Here is a 19,880-nt window from a genome sequence, read left to right as displayed (position 1 = left end):
TTCTGATCTCCTAATTTAAAACTTGAAAATGTTGATAAATCTTATCTAAAGCTACAATAAATTGTTTCATTTCTGCTTCTGTATTTAATTCGTCTAAACTAACACGAACTGCACTAGTCGCGATCTGATCGGGAACATGCATAGCTTTGAGTGTGATTGATTCTTCACCATCACGTGATGAACAAGCACTAGTCGTAGATAAATAAATTCCATCTTCTTCAAATGCATGTACAATCGTCTCTCCACGAACACCCTTCAGTGCAAAACAAAGAATATGTGGCGCAAAAGTTGAATCCAATTGTGAAAACACAACTGCATTCTTAAGCGTCTGTAAATGATCAAACAATAATTTTCGTAATTTTTGTTGTACTAAAGCTTTTGTTCCTTCATCAGTAGTCACTAAGCGCCAAGCGCGAGCCATAGCCGCAATTGCTGGTACATTTTCTGTTCCTCCACGCCAATTATGCTCTTGACCACCACCATTAATTAAAGGTGCAATCTTACGTTGCTTTTTAGCGTAAATGAAGCCCACACCGCGCGGAGCATGAAACTTATGCCCCGAAAAAGTTGCAAAATCAATGCGCGGATGTTTTAACTGTACACTTAAATTTTTACCTACTGCTTGGACTGCATCAACATGAAAATGAATATTAGGATAATCCTGTAAAACATCACCAATGGCTTTAATCGGTTGAACAGCACCAACTTCGTTGTTAACAGCCATAATTGTGACCAAAATGGTATCTGTCCTTAAAGCTTGTTTTAAATCACGCACTTGAACATGTCCGGTTTTATCAACTGGTAAATAAGTTACTTCAAAACCGATTTTCTCCAATTGATGCAAGGTTTTAGTAACGGCAGGATGTTCAATTTGAGAAGCAATAATATGCTTGCCAAAAACTTGCTTTTCTAAAGCTGTTCCTTTGATGACCCAATTATCACCTTCTGAACCACCGCTAGTAAAATAAATTTCCTGACTGGCACAACCTAAACTAGTAGCAATTTGTTGGCGTGCAGCTTGTAAAATTTGTAAGGCTTTATCACCCAAATGATGTAAACTGGAAGGATTGCCCCAGTAATCCTGACTAACCTGTTGATAAGTCTTTAAAACTGACGGTTCTATGAGTGTTGTCGCACTATTATCAAAGTAAATCATTAATTATCATACTCCATCAACATATATTTCTAAACAAAACGTGATTGCAGCAAAAATGAGGCCGAGACGATAATGTTAACGATCATATTCCCTATCAAATTAAACCCCACAAGAACTCAAGCCTTAATTTATGTTGCTAACTTTGACTTGCAGTCTGAATTGTAGTGAGCTGCTTAGCTCAACATCCATTTAATTTATTAAGAATATGTTCAGTAATCTTATGTCTAAGTCTCAATTAGGCAAATTTCTTAAAAAAGTTAAAAACCAAGTAGTAATAGAACCATTTTAAAAGTCGCAGTTAAATAAATACTTACTGATTTTTAAACTATTGTTGTTCTGAATAATACAAATCTTTAATTCGCTGAACTGCACCTGGCTCAACATTTTCTAGCGCTGAACTGATTGTCATAGCAGCTTGATGATAGTCAAATTTTTGATCGTACTCTGTTTGAGCAGTTTGAGCAGCAGTTTTTATTTCGGGAACTTGATTAATGTATCTATTAGCATATTGTAACAGGCGCCCTGTAATTTGTACATCTGCAATTAACTGCTGCGTTGATTGTTCGAAATTGTTCAAGTCCTCTTGGGTAACAAATAACTGCTTAGTTAATTCCTCAACATCAATTGGTATTTGATGCAACATTTGCCCTACTTTTTTAATTTCTTTGTCAATCAATTGCGCAAATTTTTGATATTTTTTTTCAGTTCCTGGTAAATGCAAAATTGCTACTTGTCTTTGTAAATGATCAAATTTAATAGTAAATTCTTGATAACTATTAGAAGCTACTGCACGACCAGTCGTTAAACCATCCAAATTTTTCTCAATTTTAATTTGTTGTTGTTCAATATCTTGTAATTGCTGATTAAACTTTTGTAGATTTTGCCAAACTTGCGAGAAAATAGCTTGGTCATCGCGAATTAATTTTAATTGAGACTGATAATCTTTCTTTATTTGTACAATTTTTTGTGAATAAGAATCAGCTAATTGTTGATCTTCTTCATTAACTACATATTCAGTTAATAACCGACTTATTTTTTGTTTTAAAAGTCGGTTCTGACGTTCCGCATGTCTTATAAAATCACCAATTATTGATTGATTACGTTGAACTTTTTGCTTATCACGCCATTGCTCCGAAATTCTTTCATATAGATAATCAATTTTTTGTTGTACTTGATCATTAATTTCATCAAAGTCAGCAAATTTTAATTGCATTAACAGTTCTTGCATTTGCCGAAGCATTTTTTTGATAGTTTGTACTTCACTACTGATTTGCGGATCTAAAATTCTAATACTAGCAAACTGCATTTTTTTCTCAGCAACTTGTAATTCTTTGATTTGCTGTGAATAATCAACTTTTAGACGTTGTTGAACTTGAGCCAAACTATGTTGATATTGTTTATAATCCCGTTGCATCTGTTGCAAACTCTTTTGAGCCGATAGCGCATCACCCTGCTTAATTTTTTGCTCAATAGCATTAAAATTAGCTTGAATCTTTTCCAAAATGTTATTTAACGAAACTGCTACGTCAACCAAATCTGTATTTTGGGCTAATTTTTGTTGTTCTTGGTTGATTTGAGTTTGAATTCGGTGCAGCGTGGTTTGATTTTGCTGAATGCTCTCAAACAAAGTTTTTAAACCTGTACTAGCAGTTGTCAATTCTTTCTGATGCCCAGTCAAATTGTCAACTAATTTTTTCAACTGATACCAAGCCGTAAACACGCGAAAACTAGCATTTTTTTCCGAAATACTAATTAATTGCGTCTGCAAAGCAACGATCTGTTTTTTGCGCGACTGATACACGGATCGATCTACTTGAAAATGTTGTAAGCTGTCACCGGCTAATTTCAAATCGGCAATTTGGTCAATAACATCATCTAAATTAGATTGCTCCAACTGATCAAACTGACTAGTTAAATGATTAATTGTCTTGAGATTCCTTTGATAAAAGTAAACAATTCCCAAGACAATGATAACAATTAAAATAATTACTAAAATAAAAAATATCAACTTTATGCCTCTCGCATTAAAAATAGTTAAAATTATATTCTCATTATAGCAAAGAAAGCAATCATTAATATCAAAAAAAGTCTTAAAGTTTGATAAAATATTTAGCTTGACTTTTTCCAGCAAAATAACTAAGATTGAGGTCGTGTAAAATAATTGCAGCAATGAGTGACAAGCTCGTCAACAGTTAATAGCTCAAATGTTCAATTGTGTAACCTACGGCTGCAAGAGGTGAAGATTGCAATATTAACTGCACGAATGTTGAACTCAATCTTAATTATTTTACTCCAATCAAAATTTTGGAGGAATTTTTTATGCGTTATACAGGTCCAACATGGAAGAAATCTCGTCGATTAGGCATTTCTTTATCTGGTTCAGGTAAAGAATTAGCTCGTCGTCCTTATGCTCCAGGTCAACATGGCCCTAAGAACCGGAACAAATTGTCAGAATATGGAACTCAATTACAAGAAAAGCAAAAATTGCGTTTGATGTATGGTTTAAATGAACGTCAATTTAGAAACGTCTTCCTACGTGCAGGTAAGATTCGCCAAGGTAAACACGGTGAAAACTTTATGATCTTGTTAGAAACTCGTTTAGATAGTTTAGTTTATCGCTTAGGATTAGCTACAACTCGTGCTCAAGCACGGCAATTAGTTAATCATGGTCACATCACTGTTGATGGCAAGCGGGTTGACATTCCTTCATATGAAGTTAAGCCTGGTCAAGAAATTTCCTTACGTGACCGTTCCAAAAATCTTCAAGTTGTTAAGGATGCTTTAGAAGCTAACGTTGCTCGTTTACCATTTGTTGAATTCGATGAAGACAAGATGGTTGGTAAGTTAATTCGTTTACCTCAACGTGATGAATTAGCACCTGAAATTGATGAGTCATTAGTTGTTGAATTTTACAATCAAATTTTGTAATTTATTTTTGTTTTACAAAAAGCAATCTTCGGGTTGCTTTTTTTTGTGAGAAAGGACAGTAATTTGAGTCAACCTTTAGCCTATCGTATGCGTCCCCAAAACTTATCTCAAGTAGTTGGGCAACAGCACTTGATTGGACCAGGTAAAATAATTTGGCGAATGGTTCAAGCTAAACTACTATCATCAATGATTTTATACGGCCCACCCGGTACTGGTAAAACTAGTATTGCTAGTGCGATTGCTGGCAGCACCAAATATGCTTTTCGTCAACTAAACGCTGCTACTGACTCCAAAAAACAATTACAAATTGTAGCCGAAGAAGCAAAGATGAGTGGCACTGTCGTCTTACTACTTGATGAAATCCACCGCTTAGATAAAACTAAACAGGATTTTTTATTGCCACTATTAGAAAGTGGCAAAATAATTTTAATTGGTGCCACAACTGAAAATCCTTATCTAGCAATTAATCCCGCTATTCGCAGTCGTACCCAAATATTCGAGTTAAAACCATTAACCGCTACTGAAATAAAACAGGCTGTTGTCAGGGCGCTACAAGATCAAAAAAATGGTCTTGGAAAATATCACGTTGAATTAACTTCAGACGCAATGACCATTTTAACGCAAGCTACAGGTGGCGATTTAAGAAGCTCTCTTAACGGCTTGGAATTAGCAGTTAAATCTACTGCGCCCAACCAACAAGGACAAATTACAATCACCCCAGAAATTATCGGTGAATCCTTGCAACAAAAAACTCTATTAGCCGACAAAAATGGTGATGGCCACTATGATGTTATTTCGGCATTTCAAAAATCAATTCGTGGTAGTGACACTGACGCCGCTCTTCATTATTTAGCACGCTTATTAGAGGCTGGTGAATTAAAAACAGTTATCCGGCGACTAATTGTCTGTGCTTATGAAGATATCGGTTTAGCTAATCCACCGGTTTGTCAAAGAACAGTTATTGCTTGCCAAGCTGCTGAAAAGATTGGTATGCCAGAAGCAAGAATTCCTCTTGCTGATTGTGTCATTGAATTGTGCTTAAGTCCTAAATCCAACTCAGGAATCACAGCGATTGATGCTGCTTTAACTGATATTCGCTCAGGTAACGTCGGCGCAATTCCCGATAGTTTAAAGGACAGTCATTATCAGGGCGCCAAAAAGCTCAAACACGGAATTGACTATCAATATCCTCATGATTTTGCCAACGATTGGGTTGCCCAACAATATCTACCTGACAAATTAAAGGATCAACAATACTATCATCCTAAAAATAATAGTCAATATGAAACCAATCTGCAAAAAACCTACGAGCATCTCCACAAATTACAACAAAATTCAATTTAGTGAGGTCTTTATGATTAAATTACTCATTGCCCTTTTTATAATCATCATGTTATTTTTAGGAATTTTGCTCTTGTTTACCAAAGACCATCCTTTTATCATGATTAAGCAAGAAAATCTCCAACTATTAAAGCAGGTTACAATCATTACTGCAATTTTTTTATTCTTAATTAGTGGCTTGGGAATTATTATTTTAATCTGTGCCCCTTTAGATTGGAATTTAATTACCTTAGTTGTCGGCAGTTTAATTGTTGGTGTCTTTTCCTTGTTAGTGGCAAAATTAGATAAATAATTAATTTAGCTATGTGCAATTTGTTCCTAAATCAATTAGAATAATCTGTAATACATGTTAGGAGTGATTTAATGTTACAAGCATATCAGAATATTTTAGTACCAGTTGATGGTTCTTTTGAAGCAGAAATGGCTTTTAATAAAGCTGTCGATGTAGCTAAGCGCAATAATGCCAATTTATTTATTTTGCATGTTGTCGATACCAGAGCTTTTCAAGATGTTTCTAGTTTTGATTCATCCATGGTAGAACAAGTATCACAAACTGCTCAAAAGACAATTAATGAATACGAAAAAACTGCTTTAAAAAAAGGAATCAAGACTGTTAAAACCTCTGTCCAATATGGAGCTCCTAAAACAACAATTGCACGAACTGTTCCCCAAGAATCAAAAATTGATTTAATTATTATTGGTGCTACCGGATTAAACGCTGTTGAACGCTTATTAATTGGTTCAGTAACTGAATTCGTAACTAGAAATGCTCCCTGTGATGTTATGGTGGTCAGAACAGATCTCACAGGTAAGGCAATTAAAAACCCACAATGATAAATTGAAACAAGCCAGATAAACAAACACTAAGTTTACAAATCTTTGAAACTTTCCTAAGTAACAATAATAAGCCCTGAGTTAAAAATCAACTCAGGGCTTATTATTGTACTTAAAAACTTATTTAAAATCATCATTACTAAACATATAACTTTTATAGTGATATCTCATTGACATAATCATTCCAATTCCGATCATATTTCCCAACAAAGCAGAACCACCCTGGGAAATAAATGGCAGAGGAATTCCGGTCATTGGTAATAAACCAATACTCATACCAATATTTTCAAAAACGTGAAATAAAATCATCATGATAATACCAGTTGATACATAAGCATAAAATTCATTTTTGGTATCAAATGTTACTTTAACCATCTGGGAAACTAACATGAAATAGATTAAAATTAATCCACAGCAACCAATAAAACCAAAATTTTCGCCAATCACAGAAAAGATCATATCAGATTCACGAACTGGTACATAAACATTAGAATGATTGAACCCTTTACCAAACAATTTTCCTGAGCCGATAGCTTTTAAATTTTGCCATAATTGATAACTAGAATTAGAAGTATCACCTGAAGGATTCAGCCAAGAATCAATTCGTTCAAATTGGTAAGCATGAAAACCTAAATGACTTAAAAACTGGCGTCCATCGCCAGTGGCTACTAAGTAAACAGCACCACCACCTAAAATACTAACAGTGGCTACTAAAATCAGCAAAATTCGCCAATCTATCCCCGATACCAACATTACACCAGCAATAATTGCTAAAAAAACCAGCATCGTTCCAAAATCTTTTTGTAAAAGCATTAATAAAATAACCGGTAACGACCATAGCACCATGCGGCCAATCAAAATTAAATCGCCATGCAAAGTATGCTTTGGATAAGCATGATTGTGAACTGTTACTACTCTACCAAGCATGATAATAAAAGCTGGCTTCATCAATTCTGAAGGTTGGAAAGAAAACGGTCCAAGTGCAAACCAACTTTTAGCCCCCGTCTTAACTGCATATTCACGACTATAAAAAAATAAAACTGCAACTAATAAACCAATTCCGATCCAATAAACATAAGGTGCAATAGTCCATAATTGTTCTGCATCAAAGTGCATGATAATAAATACTCCAATGGCTCCTAAAATATACCAAGCAACTTGAGAAGCAACCATATGCCAAGGTCCACCACTACGAAGATCATGAAAAGCAGCAACATAAATAGAAACTAAACCAATTAAAGCCAAAAGCATCACTGAAAAAATAACTCCATAATCAATTCTTGAGTTATCTTCATCACGTATATTTTTGGATTTATTTCCTAATCCCATAACTATTCCTCTAATGTAAATGTAGGTTAAACTGCATTAACGCAGTATTCAAAGCTTCCTCTAAATTATTGGCTACTAATTTAGCGGCATTATCGTCATCAATTAAAACAACTTCAAAATGTTTCGAATCTCTTTGGAAAATACGAGCAATTACTTGTTTTTGATGCTTTTTCTCAACAAGTACTTTCCACTTATTAGCTCCATCTTCTTCCAAATTAACATTAAATTTACGTTCCTTAGTTTTCATTAAGTTCCTCTTTCATTCCTTATTTGGATGAAATCGTCGAGCAATGATTTCATCTTCATACTCTTCAGGATGACGATTCCTAAAAATAGTAAAATAATCCGGTACAGGATCAAACCCACCTCGAATAAAAGGATGACAACGTAAAATGCGTGCACATCCCATAATCAATCCCCGAATACTACCATGTTTTTTAATTGCTATTATCATATAAGCTGAGCAAGTAGGATAATAACGGCAACTAGGTGGCAATAAAGGTGAAAGGTATTTTTGATAGACTTCAATTAACTTTATTAACATCATTAATTAGAAAATTTAAAGATATGAATCCAAGTCTTTGGTAGTAAAGGAGTTAAGGGATTACCACCGCCAATTACTGCACCAATCATCATACCAACAATAAATAGAATAATAAACGCTAAGATAATCTTTAAAATAACTTTTATTAAATGATTACCGCTACTAAATAGACTATTCATACTTTTTAATCCTAACGTTTCTTATTATTAGCAGTTGCTAATCTTTCTAACAAAATACCGGTTCCCTCCGCAACTGTATCCAGCGGATTATCGGCTACAATAACTGGAACCTGCAACTCCCGAGCAAATAATTTATCAATTCCCTTCACCAAAGAACCGCCGCCTGTCAACATAATTCCGCGATCAATAATATCCGCAGCCAACTCAGGTGCTGCTTGTTCTAACACTGTCTTTACACCAGCAATTATTGAATCTAAGATATCAGCTAAAGCTGCCTGTGTTTCTACTTCAGAAATAGTTACACTAACAGGAAGCCCCGAAGCTACATCTCGCCCACGAATTGTAATTTTATTATCAATATCTGGCTCAAAGGCTGAACCAATCTGCTTTTTAATATCTTCGGCTGTCCGTTCGCCAATAATAATATTATTATGAACCTTAACATAGTTTTGAATAGCGGTATTCATCTCATCACCAGCAATCCGCATAGATTTGCTGACGGCAATATCTCCCATTGATAGAATGGCAATATCACTCGTACCACCACCAATATCAATAACCATATTTCCCTGAGGCTTAAAAATATCCATTCCAGCGCCCACAGCCGCAACTTTAGGTTCTAATTCTAAATAAACATCTTTACTGCCAGTTTGTTCTGCAGCTTCAATGATTGAACGCTGTTCAATTGAAGTTATATTAGTAGGACAACAAATCATAATGGTTGGATGAGAAAATCGAGATTTAACATTAATTTCATCGATAAAATATTGCAACATTTTTTCCGTAATATCAAAATCAGCGATTACTCCATCTTTCAAAGGCCTAATTGCCTTAATATTGCCGGGTGTTCGTCCTACCATCTGATAAGCTTTTGCTCCTACTGCTAATACCTGATTATCATCAGTATTAATTGCTACTACAGACGGTTCGTTCACAACGATGCCTTCACCTTGAACATTAATTAAGACATTAGCAGTTCCTAAATCAATTCCAATCGATTTTGCCATTTTAAGCCTCCAAAAAAAGTCTTCACAGAATAGGATTATAACATATCTCAAGTTAAGAATTACTTAACAACCCAAAATTATATCGACATTAAAACATAAAAATTAAATTTTGAAATGTTTGAATCAAACTAATAAAAAAAGAACTAACAGTATATCCCAAAGCAATTGCTAAAAAAGTTATTAATACTTTGCCTAAATTATTAGTATGAATGTGTAACAATTTATCCCAATCTAAAGCTTGAATAGCAACAAAAGCTATCCAAATAAAGAAAATATGACTACATAAAGTTAATAAGCTTTGAATTCCAATTTGTTTCACTAATAGATCTCCTTAATCACTAGCTCAATTTAGACCTTATTGTTATAATACCTTAAAATCAAGAAAAAATCCTCTTATTTAAAAGAGGATTTTCTCTAACGATGACCATAAACATTAATTCGATTAATTGCTCGGGCTAAAGCCACTTGGGCTCGTTTGACTTCATCGACATCTTGAACCGTTTTGGCATGCTCAATTTCTTCTTCTGCTCTTTGCTTAGCATAACGAGCACGACGTAAATCAATATTACGAGCACGTTCAGCACTGTCGGCAATAATATTTAAAGTATTGTCCTTAAATTCTAAATAACCACCATTGACAGCAATCGCATCTTCATGATGCTCATTGTCTGCACGTAGCACCCGTACTTCAGCAATTTTTAAAGTAGCAATTATCGGTAAATGATTAGGTAAAATTCCCAAATCACCATCACTAGCACGAGCTACTACCCGTTTAGAATGATGTGAATAAACCTGTCCAGCGGGAGTAATAATGTTAACAGTCAAAACAGCATCATTAGCCATATCTATCAACCTCCTACTGATTTTAACTAGCTGCTACATCATCGGCCTTTGTTGAAGATACTTGCGATTTCTCTGGTTGATAACCCATTTTTTTTGCCTTTTGCAAAACTTCATCAATTGTACCAACACTACGAAAAGCATCTTCAGGAACGTCATCATATTTACCAGCTAAAATTTCCTTAAAACCTTTGACAGTATCCTTAATCGAAACATAAGAACCTGGTTGACCAGTAAATTGTTCAGCAACATGGAAATTTTGTGACAAGAAGAACTGCATCCGCCGCGCACGGGCAACAATTTGTTTTTCTTCATCAGATAATTCATCCATTCCCAAAATCGAAATAATATCTTGTAATTCATGATAACGTTGCAAAACATGCTGTACTTCAGTTGCAACTTGATAATGCTCTTGACCAACAATTTCTGGATCCAAAGCACTGGAAGTTGAGGCTAAAGGATCCACAGCAGGATAAATTCCTTGTTGTGTTAAACTGCGTTCCAAGTTAGTAGTTGCATCCAAATGGGCAAATTCAGTAGCAGGAGCTGGGTCGGTATAATCATCGGCCGGAACATAAACAGCTTGTATTGAAGTGATAGAACCCTTCTTAGTAGAAGTAATCCGTTCCTGTAATTGACCCATTTCAGTTGCCAAAGTTGGTTGGTAACCTACAGCTGAAGGCATTCGTCCTAATAAAGCTGAAACTTCAGAACCAGCTTGCGTAAACCGGAAAATATTGTCAATAAATAGCAAAACATCTTGCCCTTCAACATCCCGGAAATATTCAGCCATTGTTACACCTGTTAGAGCTACTCGCATCCGCACACCGGGTGATTCATTCATTTGCCCAAAAACCATCGCTGTCTTGGCCAAAACACCGGATTCTTTCATTTCATAGTAAAGATCGTTACCTTCACGTGTCCGTTCACCGACACCAGTAAAAACAGAAATCCCATTATGCTCTTGAGCAATATTATGAATCAATTCCTGAATTAAAACGGTCTTACCAACGCCAGCACCACCAAACAAACCAACTTTACCACCACGCAAGTAAGGTTCTAATAAATCAATAACTTTAATACCAGTTTCCAAAACTTCTGAGGTAGTATTTAAATCTTCATATTTAGGTGCTTCTTTATGAATACTTTCACGTTGAATATCAGAACTAATTGGACCATCATTATCAATTGGCTCACCTAAAACATTAAAAACTCGGCCTAGGGTCACATCACCAACAGGAACACTGATTGGATGACCAGTATCCTCAACAACTGTTCCACGTTGTAGACCATCCGTTCCAGCCATTGCAATCGTCCGCATAACGCCATCGCCTAATTCTAAGGAAACTTCTAAAGTAATTTCGGTACCTTGATTAGTCTTCACAATTAAAGCATTATTAATGTCTGGTAAGGAGCCATCAAGTGGAAATGACACATCAACAACTGGTCCAATTACCTGAACTACCTTTCCTTGACTCATTCAAATAACTCCTTTCCTTATTCCAAAGCTGCCGCACCACTAATAATTTCAGTAATTTCGGTTGTAATTTGCGCTTGTCGTGCTCGATTATATTGGAGAGATAAACTGTCAATTAAATCATTAGCATTATCAGTTGCGGTTCGCATCGCAGTCATTGACGCTGCATGTTCAGCTGTCTTAGCATCCATAATCGAACCAAAAACAACAGATTCGATGTATTGAGGAACTATTTTTTCCAAAACACTCTCTACACTAGGATCAACCAAATACTCTTGAACTAATTTTGGATTTTGTAAATCTTCCTCATTGGCAACATCACGCGAAATTGGCAATAACTCATCTGTAACAAACTGTGATGTTAAAGAATTAATGTGATGGTTATGACATAAGATCAAGCGATCAAATGCCCCATCATCAAATAATTCCACACAAGCTTTAACTAAATTAGAAATTGTCGTAAATGTAGGCACATCTTCAACACCACGGTATTCATAAGCCACATCATAACCACGTTTTTTAAAAAAGTCAGCTCCAGTACCACCAATAGCCAGAATTGTAAATTGAGATTTGTCACCATGATGATTCTTCTCAAACAATTCCATCATTGCCTTTAAAATAGTCGAATTATAGCTACCAACTAAACCACGGTCAGATGTAACCACCATGTAAGCTGTTTTTTGAACAGGACGAACCTTTAACAAATGATCTAACGACAAGACGCCCTTTTGTTGACCGTCACTATCATAATTATTAATAATTTTACTGGCGACTAAATGTCCCATCGTTTCTTGAATTTTTTCTTCATACAATTGATAAGCCACTGATTTCTTTTCAATTTGCGTGAGTTTTGATCCAGAAACCATCTGCATCGCATGCGTGATTTGACCAGTTTTTTTAGTTGAAGAGATGCGGCGTTTAATATCCATTAAGGATTCAACCATTGCCTATTCCCTCCTTTTAATGCTTAGAATCAGAATTAGCCTGATAGCCATCGGTAAAATCTTTGATGGCACTATTCATTTTTTTAGTATCTGGTAAATTACCAGTTGTTTTGATTTCCTTTAATAAGTCTGAATGATTACCTTCAAAATAATCGCATAATTGATTTTGATAATCAGCAACTTGATCTTCTGCTAAATCATCCATAAAACCATTGGTTAATGCGTAAAAAATGATAACTTGCTTTTCTACGGCAATCGGATCATGAAGTGGTTGCTTTAAAACTTGCATTGTTACTCGTCCACGATTCAATTTAGCCTGTGTTGCTTCATCCAAATCTGAGCCAAATTGGGCAAAAGATTCTAATTCATTATAAGAAGCAATATCCAAACGTAATGTCCCAACAACTTTTTTCATTGCTTTAATTTGGGCATCACCACCAACCCGTGACACAGAAGTACCAGCATCAACAGCTGGCCGATTGCCAGCGTAAAACATATCACTTTGTAAAAAGATCTGACCATCAGTAATCGAAATCACGTTAGTGGGAATATAAGCAGAAATATCACCAGCTTGTGTTTCAATGATTGGCAAAGCAGTCATTGAACCACCACCGAGTTTATCATTTAATTTGGCTGCCCGTTCTAGTAAACGAGAATGCAGATAAAATACGTCTCCAGGATAAGCTTCACGCCCAGGTGGCCGCCGTAACAACAACGAAATTTCACGATAAGCTGCCGCTTGCTTACTCAAATCATCATAAACAATCAAAACATGTTGCCCATTGTACATAAATTCTTCGCCCATAGCAGCACCGGAATATGGGGCAATATACAATAATGGTGCTGGTTCACTAGGTCCAGCTTCTACCACAATTGTATAATCCATCGCACCCATCTTTCTTAAAGTTTCCACTTGAGCACGAATAGTTGATTCTTTTTGACCAATAGCAACATAAATACAAATCATGTTTTGATCTTTTTGATTTAAGATTGTATCAATAGCAACAGAAGTTTTACCAGTTTTACGATCCCCGATAATTAATTCCCGCTGACCTCGACCAATTGGTACCAATGAGTCAATGGCTTTTAACCCCGTTTGCAGCGGTTCTGAAACTGATTGGCGATCCATGACCCCTGGAGCAGGAGTTTCAATCGGACGGGTTTTATCAGTCTCTATTTTGCCCAAGCCATCAACAGGCTGGCCTAATGGATTAACAACCCGACCAATTAATTCCTTACCAACAGGTACTTGCATAATCCGTTTAGTACGTTTAACCTTATCGCCCTCACGAATATCATCAAATTTACCTAAAATAATAATGCCGACATCAGTTGACTCCAAATTTTGGGCAATTCCAAACGAACCATTAGTAAATTCTAATAATTCATTGGACATTACGTTATCTAATCCATGAGCACGGGCAATTCCATCACCAACATAGGTTACAGTACCGATTTCTTCCACTTCAAGATCATCTTGGTAATTTTTTAACTGTTCCTTGATTAAAGAACTGATCTCTTCAGCTTTGATGCTCATTAAATTCACCTCTATACTTTTTCAATTAATCGTTCAACAATACTTGACTCATTCGTTGTAAGCGCGAATGGACACTACCATCAATAATTTGATCACCAACTTGTACAATCAAACCACCAATAATACTAGGATCTATTTCGATTTTTAAAATAACTTTTTGAGCTTTAAACTGTCGAGCAACTGCATTTTTTAGCTTAACTTTTTGTTGATCATTTAATTCAATTGCCGTTATCACATTAGCTTGATAAACTCCAGTTGCCTGATTATACAAGTCCTGATAAAATCGTCTAATTTCTTCAAAAGCATCTAGGCGGTGATATTCAAACAATAATTGCAAAAAATTTTGCATTAAACTACTAGTATTTTGCTTTAATAAGTCTAACAAATGCTGTTTATTTACCATTGATAAACGATTATCTGTCAAAATATTACCTAGATCAGGCACCTGACGATAAACTTGATCAACAATATCCAACTCTTGTAAGACATTGACTTGCTGTTGTTGCTCTGTGGCCAATTCAAAAAGTGCACGACCATAACGACGACCGATTTCGTCTTTATTTAGCTTCATGGCTTGGCGTCAACTCCTTAATATATGAGTCAATCAAGTCTTGCTGATCAGCAACTGACAATTCACGTCCAATAATTTTGGTAGCAATATCAACTGACAATTGAGCAACATCATGTTGAACTGATTTCATTGCATCTGCTTTAGCTTGCTTGGCATCAGCTTGTGCGCGTTGATTAATGTCACGGGCTTCACTATGGGCTTGGTCAACAATTGAGGTGCGTTGATCTTCACCCGATTTTTTAGCATCGGCAACAATCTGAACCGCCTCAGCTTTAGAATTTTTCAAAGCCGCCTCGCGCTTTTGCTTCAATTCGTCAGCTTGTTTGCGTTCGTTGTCCGCATAATCCAGATCACCAGTAATTTTATCTACTCGTTTATCCATCATCTTGGTAATTGGTCCCCAAGCAAAATGTTTAACTAATAGTACTAAAACAATGAAAGATACCAGTACAAATAAAGAATCACCAGTCGATGATGACTGTGCTGCTAATAATAATCCTGATTGCACAAACATCATTCCCTTCTAAATAAAATCTCAATTTAACGATTAAAAGACTAACAAGAAAGCAATGACAACAGCTAAAATCGGCACAGCTTCAATTAAACCAACGCCAATGAACATGATTGATTGTAATTTGCTAGCCATTTCTGGTTGACGAGCCATGCTTTCAATTGTCTTGGAAATGACGTGTCCATTACCATAAGAAGCCGCTAAAGCTGCTAAACCTGCTGCGATACCTGCACCTAAAAATTTCATTTAAAATTACCTCCACTATTCACTAACTACTTTTTCAGAAATATAAACCGTCGATAAAACAACAAATACATAGGCTTGGATTGCTCCAATAAAGACAGAAAATCCTTGCCAAATCATGCTGAGCGGAAAAGAACCAATATAAGTCCAAATTCCCAGTGATGGTGCTAAACGCTTTGTAATCAAGTTTAACAAAACTTCTCCAGCAAAAATATTACCGTAAAGACGTAAAGATAGTGTTAGAAAGTTCGTAAACTCTTCCAAAAGGTTAATTGGTGATAAGAAAGCAATCGGTTGAATGTAGGTTTTTAAATAGCCTCCAAAGCCATGCTTCTTCACCCCAAAATAATGCGATAGAACTAATGTGATAATGCCCAGACTCATTGTCACAATGGGATCTGACGTTGGTGATTTGACATAAGTTTTTCCACCAACCATAATTTCAAACATTAATCCTAACTGATTAGAGACAAAAATGAATGCAAACATAACAAATGCATATAACATAAATGGTTGGGCTTCATTCTTATTAGGAAACGAAGACTTAACAATATTATTAGTAAAGTCGACGACCCATTCCAACATGTTTTGTGCTTTCCCTGGTCGCATGGAAATTTTACGTGCCATAAAAAAGAACACTAAAAAAACCACAGCTGCAGCGATTAATGTTGACAAACAATTAGCCACATTAAAAGTTAGACCACCAATTGAAAGAAATTGATATGAATCATCCAACCAACACAACTCCTCCCTTTCATTATTTTTCATTACCCTTTAATAAAAATAAGGCATATGGCTAGATTACCACCAAAATTTACAAAATCAAAGTAATTTTCTCATAAAATTCAAAATTTATTTTGTACCAAATAATCGATCGCCAGCATCACCTAAACCGGGAAAAATATAACCACTTTCAGTGATTTTTTCATCTAAAGCGGCAGCATAAATGTCAACGTCAGGATGTGCTTCTTGTACGGCATGAACGCCTTCTGGTGCTGCAACTAAAACAACCAACCGCATATTTTTAGCACCACGCTTTTTCAAAGCTTCGATCGCCATATTTGCTGAACCACCAGTTGCCAACATTGGATCTACGATGAATAAATCACGTTGATCAATGTCCGGTGGCAATTTAACAAAATACTCATGTGGCTTTAAGGTTTCTTCGTCACGATACATTCCAATGTGTCCAACTTTGGCCGCCGGAATCAGACTTAAAACACCATCAACCATGCCTAAACCTGCTCGTAAAATTGGAATAACTGCTAATTTCTTACCAGCTAACTGTTTTTGAGTACTTTTACCCATTGGGGTAATCACTTCAGTATCTTCCAATGGTAAATCCCGAGTAATCTCATAAACCATTAATTCAGCAATTTCATTAGCCACTTCACGAAATACTCGTGTTCCCGTATCTTTACTACGAATAATTGTTAATTTATGTTGAATCAATGGGTGATTTAAAACTGTAAATTTAGACATCTAAGTGTCCCTCCTATGCTTTAAAGTGCTGATTTCCAGCAGACTTATTCAAACGGTTCATATAAGCTAAACCTAATTCTTGATCAAAACTACCTTGCGCTAAAATATAAGCAATTTGATCATTTAGATCAAATTGTCTTAAAGCGGCAAACAATAAATGACTAGCAGAACTTAACGACTCTCCTAAAGAAAAAGTATCCGTCGCTTTTGTTAAATCTAGTGTCTCTAACACTGGAGTTGTGGCCATGACAGCAAAATCCTGATTTTGACTTTGTACCCAATGTAAAGCGGCAGGAAAATCTGCTGGTTGGTCAACAATAATAACCTGGGCTTTTGGTGCATAGTGCTTATATTTCATTCCAGGAGCCTTAGGAATTTCGCCAGCTTGAACTTTATGATGACTACTTTGCACGGTACCAATAACTTTTTCCAACTGAGATGGTGTTAAAGCACCTGGCCGTAAAATAGTGGGCACTGAACTTGTTAAATCTAAAACTGTCGATTCTAGTCCCACACGAGTTGGACCATCATCTAAAATGCCAGCAATTTTGCCATGTAAATCATGATAAACATGCTTAGCCAACGTTGGACTTGGTTTACCAGATGTATTGGCCGAAGGACCAACTAAAGGCCGCTTAGTTTGACTAATTAAATCAAGTGTCAATTGATTATCTGGCATCCGAAAAGCCGCTGTATCTAAGCCACCAGTTACTGTCTTAGAAAGTGAGTGATTAGCCACCGGTAAAATTAATGTTAATGGACCTGGCCAAAAGGCAGTCATTAATTTTTCTGCTAATGGTTTATACGTCACATCAGCATAATTCCAGACCATTTGCGGACTATTAACATGGACAATCAATGGATTGTCACTGGGACGTCCTTTAGCGACATAAACCGCTGCAGCAGCTTTGGGATTAGTTGCATCGGCTCCTAATCCATAAACTGTTTCCGTCGGAAAAGCCACTAATTGACCGGCTCTGAGTAATTGTGCTGCTAACGCTACATCATCTTTCGTAAAAATCCGAGTTTCCATTATGATTTCACCTCTTTTCGTTGAATTCTTAAAAAGCGTGGCTGATTGGATAAATCTTTAAAAAATTCAATTTGAAAACCATCAACCTGTTCTTGAAACATTTTACTAAGTTTTTCTTGCTGTTGAAAGCCATATTCTAAATAAAGTTTGCCATTTTTTGCTAAAAATGGCGCAAATTGTGAAAAAATTAACCGATAATATTTCAAACCGTCTTCGGGAGCAAATAAAGCTTGCCGTGGTTCAAACTCTAAAACTGATTGATCCATATATTTAACTTCCTGTTCACTAATATAAGGTGGATTAAAAACAATAACCTCAAAGCACTGATTTTTTAAGGGTGCAAATAAATCTCCCTGTAAAAAATTAATTTTTAATTGGTAGTCTTGAGCATTCTTACGTGCAACTTGTAAAGCTGCCGCAGAAATATCAGTAGCAGTAACTTCTTGATAATTTCCCTTCAAAGCCAAAGTTTCTACCAAAGCCCCAGAACCGGTTCCCAATTCTAATAACCTACCAGTTGATTGCTCTTTTAGAATTTGCGCAATCATCATTTCACTATCTTGCCGAGGAATTAAGGTAGCACTGTTAACTTGAAATTGATAACCGTAAAACCAAGCCTTACCCAAGATATATTGTGGCGGTTGTCCAGTCTTTGCTTGGTTAATTACGGTCTGATATTGTTGCCACAATTTCGGCGTTAGGTTTTCTTTTTCATGTAATTGTAATTGACTAGGGCTCCAATTAGTTAATTCTAGTAATAGATACCGGGCAATTGCTTTGCCCTGTGGTAATTTTTGAAGCATTAAAAAAGCCCAGTTTTGGGCATTAATATAATTTGGTGGAACCATTTTGAATTTGCTCCAATTTTTGAGTTTGGTCCGATAAAATTAAGGCATCAATAATATCATCCAGTTGTCCACCAATAATTTTATCTAATTTATTCAATGACAAACCAATCCGATGATCAGTCACTCGGTTTTGTGGATAATTATAAGTCCGAATTCGTTCAGAACGATCACCCGTTCCCACAGCTGATTTACGTTCTGCATCATAATCGCTTTGATTTTGGGATTCATAATAATCGTAGACCCGTGAACGTAAAATTTGCATCGCTTTTTCACGATTTTGTTGTTGTGAACGTTGATCTTGCATGGCTACAACAATGCCCGTCGGTAAATGAGTCATTCGCACTGCAGAAGAAGTCTTATTAATATGCTGTCCACCAGCGCCAGATGAACGATAAACGTCAACTCGAATGTCTTTGGGATCAATTTCTAAATCCACTTCATCATATTCAGGCATCACTGCTACTGTCGCTGTTGAAGTATGAACCCGACCAGCTGATTCTGTCGCTGGAACTCTTTGAACACGATGAGCCCCATTTTCAAATTTCAATTTGGAATAAACGCTCTTCCCAGTAATCATCATTGCTACTTCTTTATAGCCACCCACTTCAGTTTTATTCTCATCAATAATTTCAAAATGCCAACCTTGATTTTCAGCATAATGTTCATACATATTTAATAAATCACCCGCGAATAAACTAGCTTCATCACCACCAGCTGCCCCACGAATTTCCATAATAATATTCTTATCATCATTGGGATCTTTCGGTAGCATCAGCACTTTGATTTTGTCTTCCGTAGCTTGCAATTGCGGTTCCATCGTTGCTAAGTCTTCTTTAGCCAAGTCTTCCAGCTCAGCATCATGACTTTCACTTAAAATTTCCTTACTCTCAGCAATATCTGATTTTAATTGTTGATATTTTTTAAATTCATCAACAATTTCTTGCATATCCGCCGCTTCTTTAGAAATCTTTAAATAACGAGGTGTATCACTGATCACCTCCGGATCACTCATCATTTCTTGTAATTCTTCAAATCTTTCAACCAAGCCTTGTAGTTGATCAAAAATCTTATCCATT

Annotated in this window: 24 protein-coding genes; 4 read left to right on the top strand and 20 right to left on the bottom strand. The window is 36.0% G+C overall.

The window, feature by feature from the left end:
* Positions 1-10: 10 nt before the first annotated feature.
* Positions 11-1,156: a cysteine desulfurase family protein gene (locus AC3B7A_RS07830; RefSeq protein WP_489755539.1), complete on the bottom strand. Its 1,146-nt coding sequence runs from the start codon at positions 1,154-1,156 to the stop codon at positions 11-13.
* A 325-nt stretch (positions 1,157-1,481) separates the two neighbouring features.
* Positions 1,482-3,164 (bottom strand): septation ring formation regulator EzrA, encoded by a 1,683-nt coding sequence (locus AC3B7A_RS07825; RefSeq protein ID WP_489755538.1) that lies wholly within the window; start codon positions 3,162-3,164, stop codon positions 1,482-1,484.
* A 311-nt stretch (positions 3,165-3,475) separates the two neighbouring features.
* Here AC3B7A_RS07825 and rpsD point away from each other — a divergent pair, with 311 nt between their 5' ends.
* The 4 genes from rpsD to AC3B7A_RS07805 all read left to right on the top strand — a co-directional run bounded on the left by rpsD (position 3,476) and on the right by AC3B7A_RS07805 (position 6,259).
* Positions 3,476-4,084 (top strand): 30S ribosomal protein S4, encoded by a 609-nt coding sequence (gene rpsD / locus AC3B7A_RS07820; RefSeq protein WP_489755537.1) that lies wholly within the window; start codon positions 3,476-3,478, stop codon positions 4,082-4,084.
* A gap of 63 nt (positions 4,085-4,147) precedes the next feature.
* On the top strand, positions 4,148-5,428 hold the full coding sequence (locus AC3B7A_RS07815; RefSeq protein ID WP_489755536.1) for a replication-associated recombination protein A: 1,281 nt from the start codon (positions 4,148-4,150) through the stop codon (positions 5,426-5,428).
* Between the two features lie 10 nt (positions 5,429-5,438).
* Positions 5,439-5,717: a hypothetical protein gene (locus AC3B7A_RS07810; RefSeq protein ID WP_489755535.1), complete on the top strand. Its 279-nt coding sequence runs from the start codon at positions 5,439-5,441 to the stop codon at positions 5,715-5,717.
* A 71-nt stretch (positions 5,718-5,788) separates the two neighbouring features.
* Positions 5,789-6,259 carry a universal stress protein gene (locus AC3B7A_RS07805; RefSeq protein ID WP_489755534.1) on the top strand — a complete coding sequence of 157 codons (471 nt, stop codon included), beginning with the start codon at positions 5,789-5,791 and terminating at the stop codon, positions 6,257-6,259.
* A gap of 120 nt (positions 6,260-6,379) precedes the next feature.
* On the opposite strand, the gene AC3B7A_RS07800 is transcribed toward AC3B7A_RS07805, so the two are convergent.
* From AC3B7A_RS07800 to prfA, 18 genes are all read right to left on the bottom strand, one after another.
* Positions 6,380-7,588, bottom strand: a complete 1,209-nt coding sequence (locus AC3B7A_RS07800) for an FtsW/RodA/SpoVE family cell cycle protein (RefSeq protein WP_489755533.1) — start codon at positions 7,586-7,588, stop codon at positions 6,380-6,382.
* Positions 7,589-7,598: 10 nt separating this feature from the next.
* Positions 7,599-7,835, bottom strand: coding sequence for a DUF2969 family protein (locus AC3B7A_RS07795; protein ID WP_489755532.1), 237 nt, complete (start codon positions 7,833-7,835; stop codon positions 7,599-7,601).
* Between the two features lie 12 nt (positions 7,836-7,847).
* The gene (gene yidD, locus AC3B7A_RS07790) at positions 7,848-8,135 is read right to left on the bottom strand and encodes a membrane protein insertion efficiency factor YidD (protein WP_489755531.1); all 288 of its coding nucleotides are present in this window, start codon (positions 8,133-8,135) and stop codon (positions 7,848-7,850) included.
* The gene (locus tag AC3B7A_RS07785) at positions 8,135-8,311 is read right to left on the bottom strand and encodes a DNA-directed RNA polymerase subunit beta (RefSeq protein ID WP_489755530.1); all 177 of its coding nucleotides are present in this window, start codon (positions 8,309-8,311) and stop codon (positions 8,135-8,137) included. The genes yidD and AC3B7A_RS07785 overlap by 1 nt, the downstream gene beginning before the upstream one ends.
* Positions 8,312-8,322: 11 nt before the next feature.
* Positions 8,323-9,318, bottom strand: coding sequence for a rod shape-determining protein (locus tag AC3B7A_RS07780; protein ID WP_489755529.1), 996 nt, complete (start codon positions 9,316-9,318; stop codon positions 8,323-8,325).
* 88 nt (positions 9,319-9,406) lie between these two features.
* Entirely contained in the window at positions 9,407-9,637 is a 231-nt protein-coding gene (locus AC3B7A_RS07775; protein ID WP_489755528.1) for a DUF1146 family protein, read from the bottom strand.
* 95 nt (positions 9,638-9,732) lie between these two features.
* On the bottom strand, positions 9,733-10,161 hold the full coding sequence (locus tag AC3B7A_RS07770; RefSeq protein WP_489755527.1) for a F0F1 ATP synthase subunit epsilon: 429 nt from the start codon (positions 10,159-10,161) through the stop codon (positions 9,733-9,735).
* Positions 10,162-10,183: 22 nt separating this feature from the next.
* Positions 10,184-11,638, bottom strand: coding sequence for a F0F1 ATP synthase subunit beta (gene atpD / locus AC3B7A_RS07765; RefSeq protein ID WP_489755526.1), 1,455 nt, complete (start codon positions 11,636-11,638; stop codon positions 10,184-10,186).
* Positions 11,639-11,655: 17 nt separating this feature from the next.
* Complete coding sequence (locus tag AC3B7A_RS07760) at positions 11,656-12,579, bottom strand: F0F1 ATP synthase subunit gamma (protein ID WP_489755525.1); 924 nt, start codon at positions 12,577-12,579, stop codon at positions 11,656-11,658.
* A gap of 16 nt (positions 12,580-12,595) precedes the next feature.
* Complete coding sequence (gene atpA / locus AC3B7A_RS07755; RefSeq protein WP_489755524.1) at positions 12,596-14,116, bottom strand: F0F1 ATP synthase subunit alpha; 1,521 nt, start codon at positions 14,114-14,116, stop codon at positions 12,596-12,598.
* Positions 14,117-14,141: 25 nt separating this feature from the next.
* Complete coding sequence (atpH, locus tag AC3B7A_RS07750) at positions 14,142-14,687, bottom strand: ATP synthase F1 subunit delta (protein ID WP_489755523.1); 546 nt, start codon at positions 14,685-14,687, stop codon at positions 14,142-14,144.
* Positions 14,674-15,204, bottom strand: a complete 531-nt coding sequence (gene atpF / locus AC3B7A_RS07745; protein WP_489755522.1) for a F0F1 ATP synthase subunit B — start codon at positions 15,202-15,204, stop codon at positions 14,674-14,676. The genes atpH and atpF overlap by 14 nt, the downstream gene beginning before the upstream one ends.
* Positions 15,205-15,234: 30 nt before the next feature.
* Complete coding sequence (gene atpE / locus AC3B7A_RS07740; protein WP_489755521.1) at positions 15,235-15,444, bottom strand: F0F1 ATP synthase subunit C; 210 nt, start codon at positions 15,442-15,444, stop codon at positions 15,235-15,237.
* A gap of 15 nt (positions 15,445-15,459) precedes the next feature.
* Positions 15,460-16,176 carry a F0F1 ATP synthase subunit A gene (gene atpB, locus AC3B7A_RS07735; protein WP_489755520.1) on the bottom strand — a complete coding sequence of 239 codons (717 nt, stop codon included), beginning with the start codon at positions 16,174-16,176 and terminating at the stop codon, positions 15,460-15,462.
* 117 nt (positions 16,177-16,293) lie between these two features.
* The gene (gene upp / locus AC3B7A_RS07730) at positions 16,294-16,923 is read right to left on the bottom strand and encodes a uracil phosphoribosyltransferase (RefSeq protein WP_489755519.1); all 630 of its coding nucleotides are present in this window, start codon (positions 16,921-16,923) and stop codon (positions 16,294-16,296) included.
* A 13-nt stretch (positions 16,924-16,936) separates the two neighbouring features.
* The gene (locus AC3B7A_RS07725) at positions 16,937-17,956 is read right to left on the bottom strand and encodes an L-threonylcarbamoyladenylate synthase (RefSeq protein WP_489755518.1); all 1,020 of its coding nucleotides are present in this window, start codon (positions 17,954-17,956) and stop codon (positions 16,937-16,939) included.
* Positions 17,956-18,804 carry a peptide chain release factor N(5)-glutamine methyltransferase gene (prmC, locus tag AC3B7A_RS07720; protein WP_489755517.1) on the bottom strand — a complete coding sequence of 283 codons (849 nt, stop codon included), beginning with the start codon at positions 18,802-18,804 and terminating at the stop codon, positions 17,956-17,958. Before prmC ends, AC3B7A_RS07725 begins: the two co-directional genes overlap by 1 nt.
* On the bottom strand, positions 18,782-19,879 hold the full coding sequence (gene prfA, locus AC3B7A_RS07715) for a peptide chain release factor 1 (protein ID WP_489755516.1): 1,098 nt from the start codon (positions 19,877-19,879) through the stop codon (positions 18,782-18,784). Before prfA ends, prmC begins: the two co-directional genes overlap by 23 nt.
* Between the last annotated feature and the right edge of the window lies 1 nt (position 19,880).

The organism is Bombilactobacillus sp. ESL1202, assembly GCF_058107125.1.
The sequence above is the reverse complement of the archived record's forward strand: the minus strand, read 5'-3'. Positions and strand labels throughout refer to the sequence as shown.

Bases quoted from the DNA above. Each gene is read 5' to 3' on its own strand.
- prmC (WP_489755517.1), bottom strand. From the start codon at position 18,804: ATGGTTCCACCAAATTATATTAATGCCCAAAACTGGGCTTTTTTAATG.
- AC3B7A_RS07795 (WP_489755532.1), bottom strand. From the start codon at position 7,835: ATGAAAACTAAGGAACGTAAATTTAATGTTAATTTGGAAGAAGATGGA.
- AC3B7A_RS07760 (WP_489755525.1), bottom strand. From the start codon at position 12,579: ATGGTTGAATCCTTAATGGATATTAAACGCCGCATCTCTTCAACTAAA.
- upp (WP_489755519.1), bottom strand. From the start codon at position 16,923: ATGTCTAAATTTACAGTTTTAAATCACCCATTGATTCAACATAAATTA.
- atpH (WP_489755523.1), bottom strand. From the start codon at position 14,687: ATGAAGCTAAATAAAGACGAAATCGGTCGTCGTTATGGTCGTGCACTT.
- AC3B7A_RS07780 (WP_489755529.1), bottom strand. From the start codon at position 9,318: ATGGCAAAATCGATTGGAATTGATTTAGGAACTGCTAATGTCTTAATT.
- atpD (WP_489755526.1), bottom strand. From the start codon at position 11,638: ATGAGTCAAGGAAAGGTAGTTCAGGTAATTGGACCAGTTGTTGATGTG.
- AC3B7A_RS07800 (WP_489755533.1), bottom strand. From the start codon at position 7,588: ATGGGATTAGGAAATAAATCCAAAAATATACGTGATGAAGATAACTCA.
- prfA (WP_489755516.1), bottom strand. From the start codon at position 19,879: ATGGATAAGATTTTTGATCAACTACAAGGCTTGGTTGAAAGATTTGAA.
- AC3B7A_RS07785 (WP_489755530.1), bottom strand. From the start codon at position 8,311: ATGAATAGTCTATTTAGTAGCGGTAATCATTTAATAAAAGTTATTTTA.
- AC3B7A_RS07805 (WP_489755534.1), top strand. From the start codon at position 5,789: ATGTTACAAGCATATCAGAATATTTTAGTACCAGTTGATGGTTCTTTT.
- AC3B7A_RS07725 (WP_489755518.1), bottom strand. From the start codon at position 17,956: ATGGAAACTCGGATTTTTACGAAAGATGATGTAGCGTTAGCAGCACAA.
- atpA (WP_489755524.1), bottom strand. From the start codon at position 14,116: ATGAGCATCAAAGCTGAAGAGATCAGTTCTTTAATCAAGGAACAGTTA.
- AC3B7A_RS07830 (WP_489755539.1), bottom strand. From the start codon at position 1,156: ATGATTTACTTTGATAATAGTGCGACAACACTCATAGAACCGTCAGTT.
- atpE (WP_489755521.1), bottom strand. From the start codon at position 15,444: ATGAAATTTTTAGGTGCAGGTATCGCAGCAGGTTTAGCAGCTTTAGCG.
- atpF (WP_489755522.1), bottom strand. From the start codon at position 15,204: ATGATGTTTGTGCAATCAGGATTATTATTAGCAGCACAGTCATCATCG.
- AC3B7A_RS07770 (WP_489755527.1), bottom strand. From the start codon at position 10,161: ATGGCTAATGATGCTGTTTTGACTGTTAACATTATTACTCCCGCTGGA.
- yidD (WP_489755531.1), bottom strand. From the start codon at position 8,135: ATGATGTTAATAAAGTTAATTGAAGTCTATCAAAAATACCTTTCACCT.
- rpsD (WP_489755537.1), top strand. From the start codon at position 3,476: ATGCGTTATACAGGTCCAACATGGAAGAAATCTCGTCGATTAGGCATT.
- AC3B7A_RS07810 (WP_489755535.1), top strand. From the start codon at position 5,439: ATGATTAAATTACTCATTGCCCTTTTTATAATCATCATGTTATTTTTA.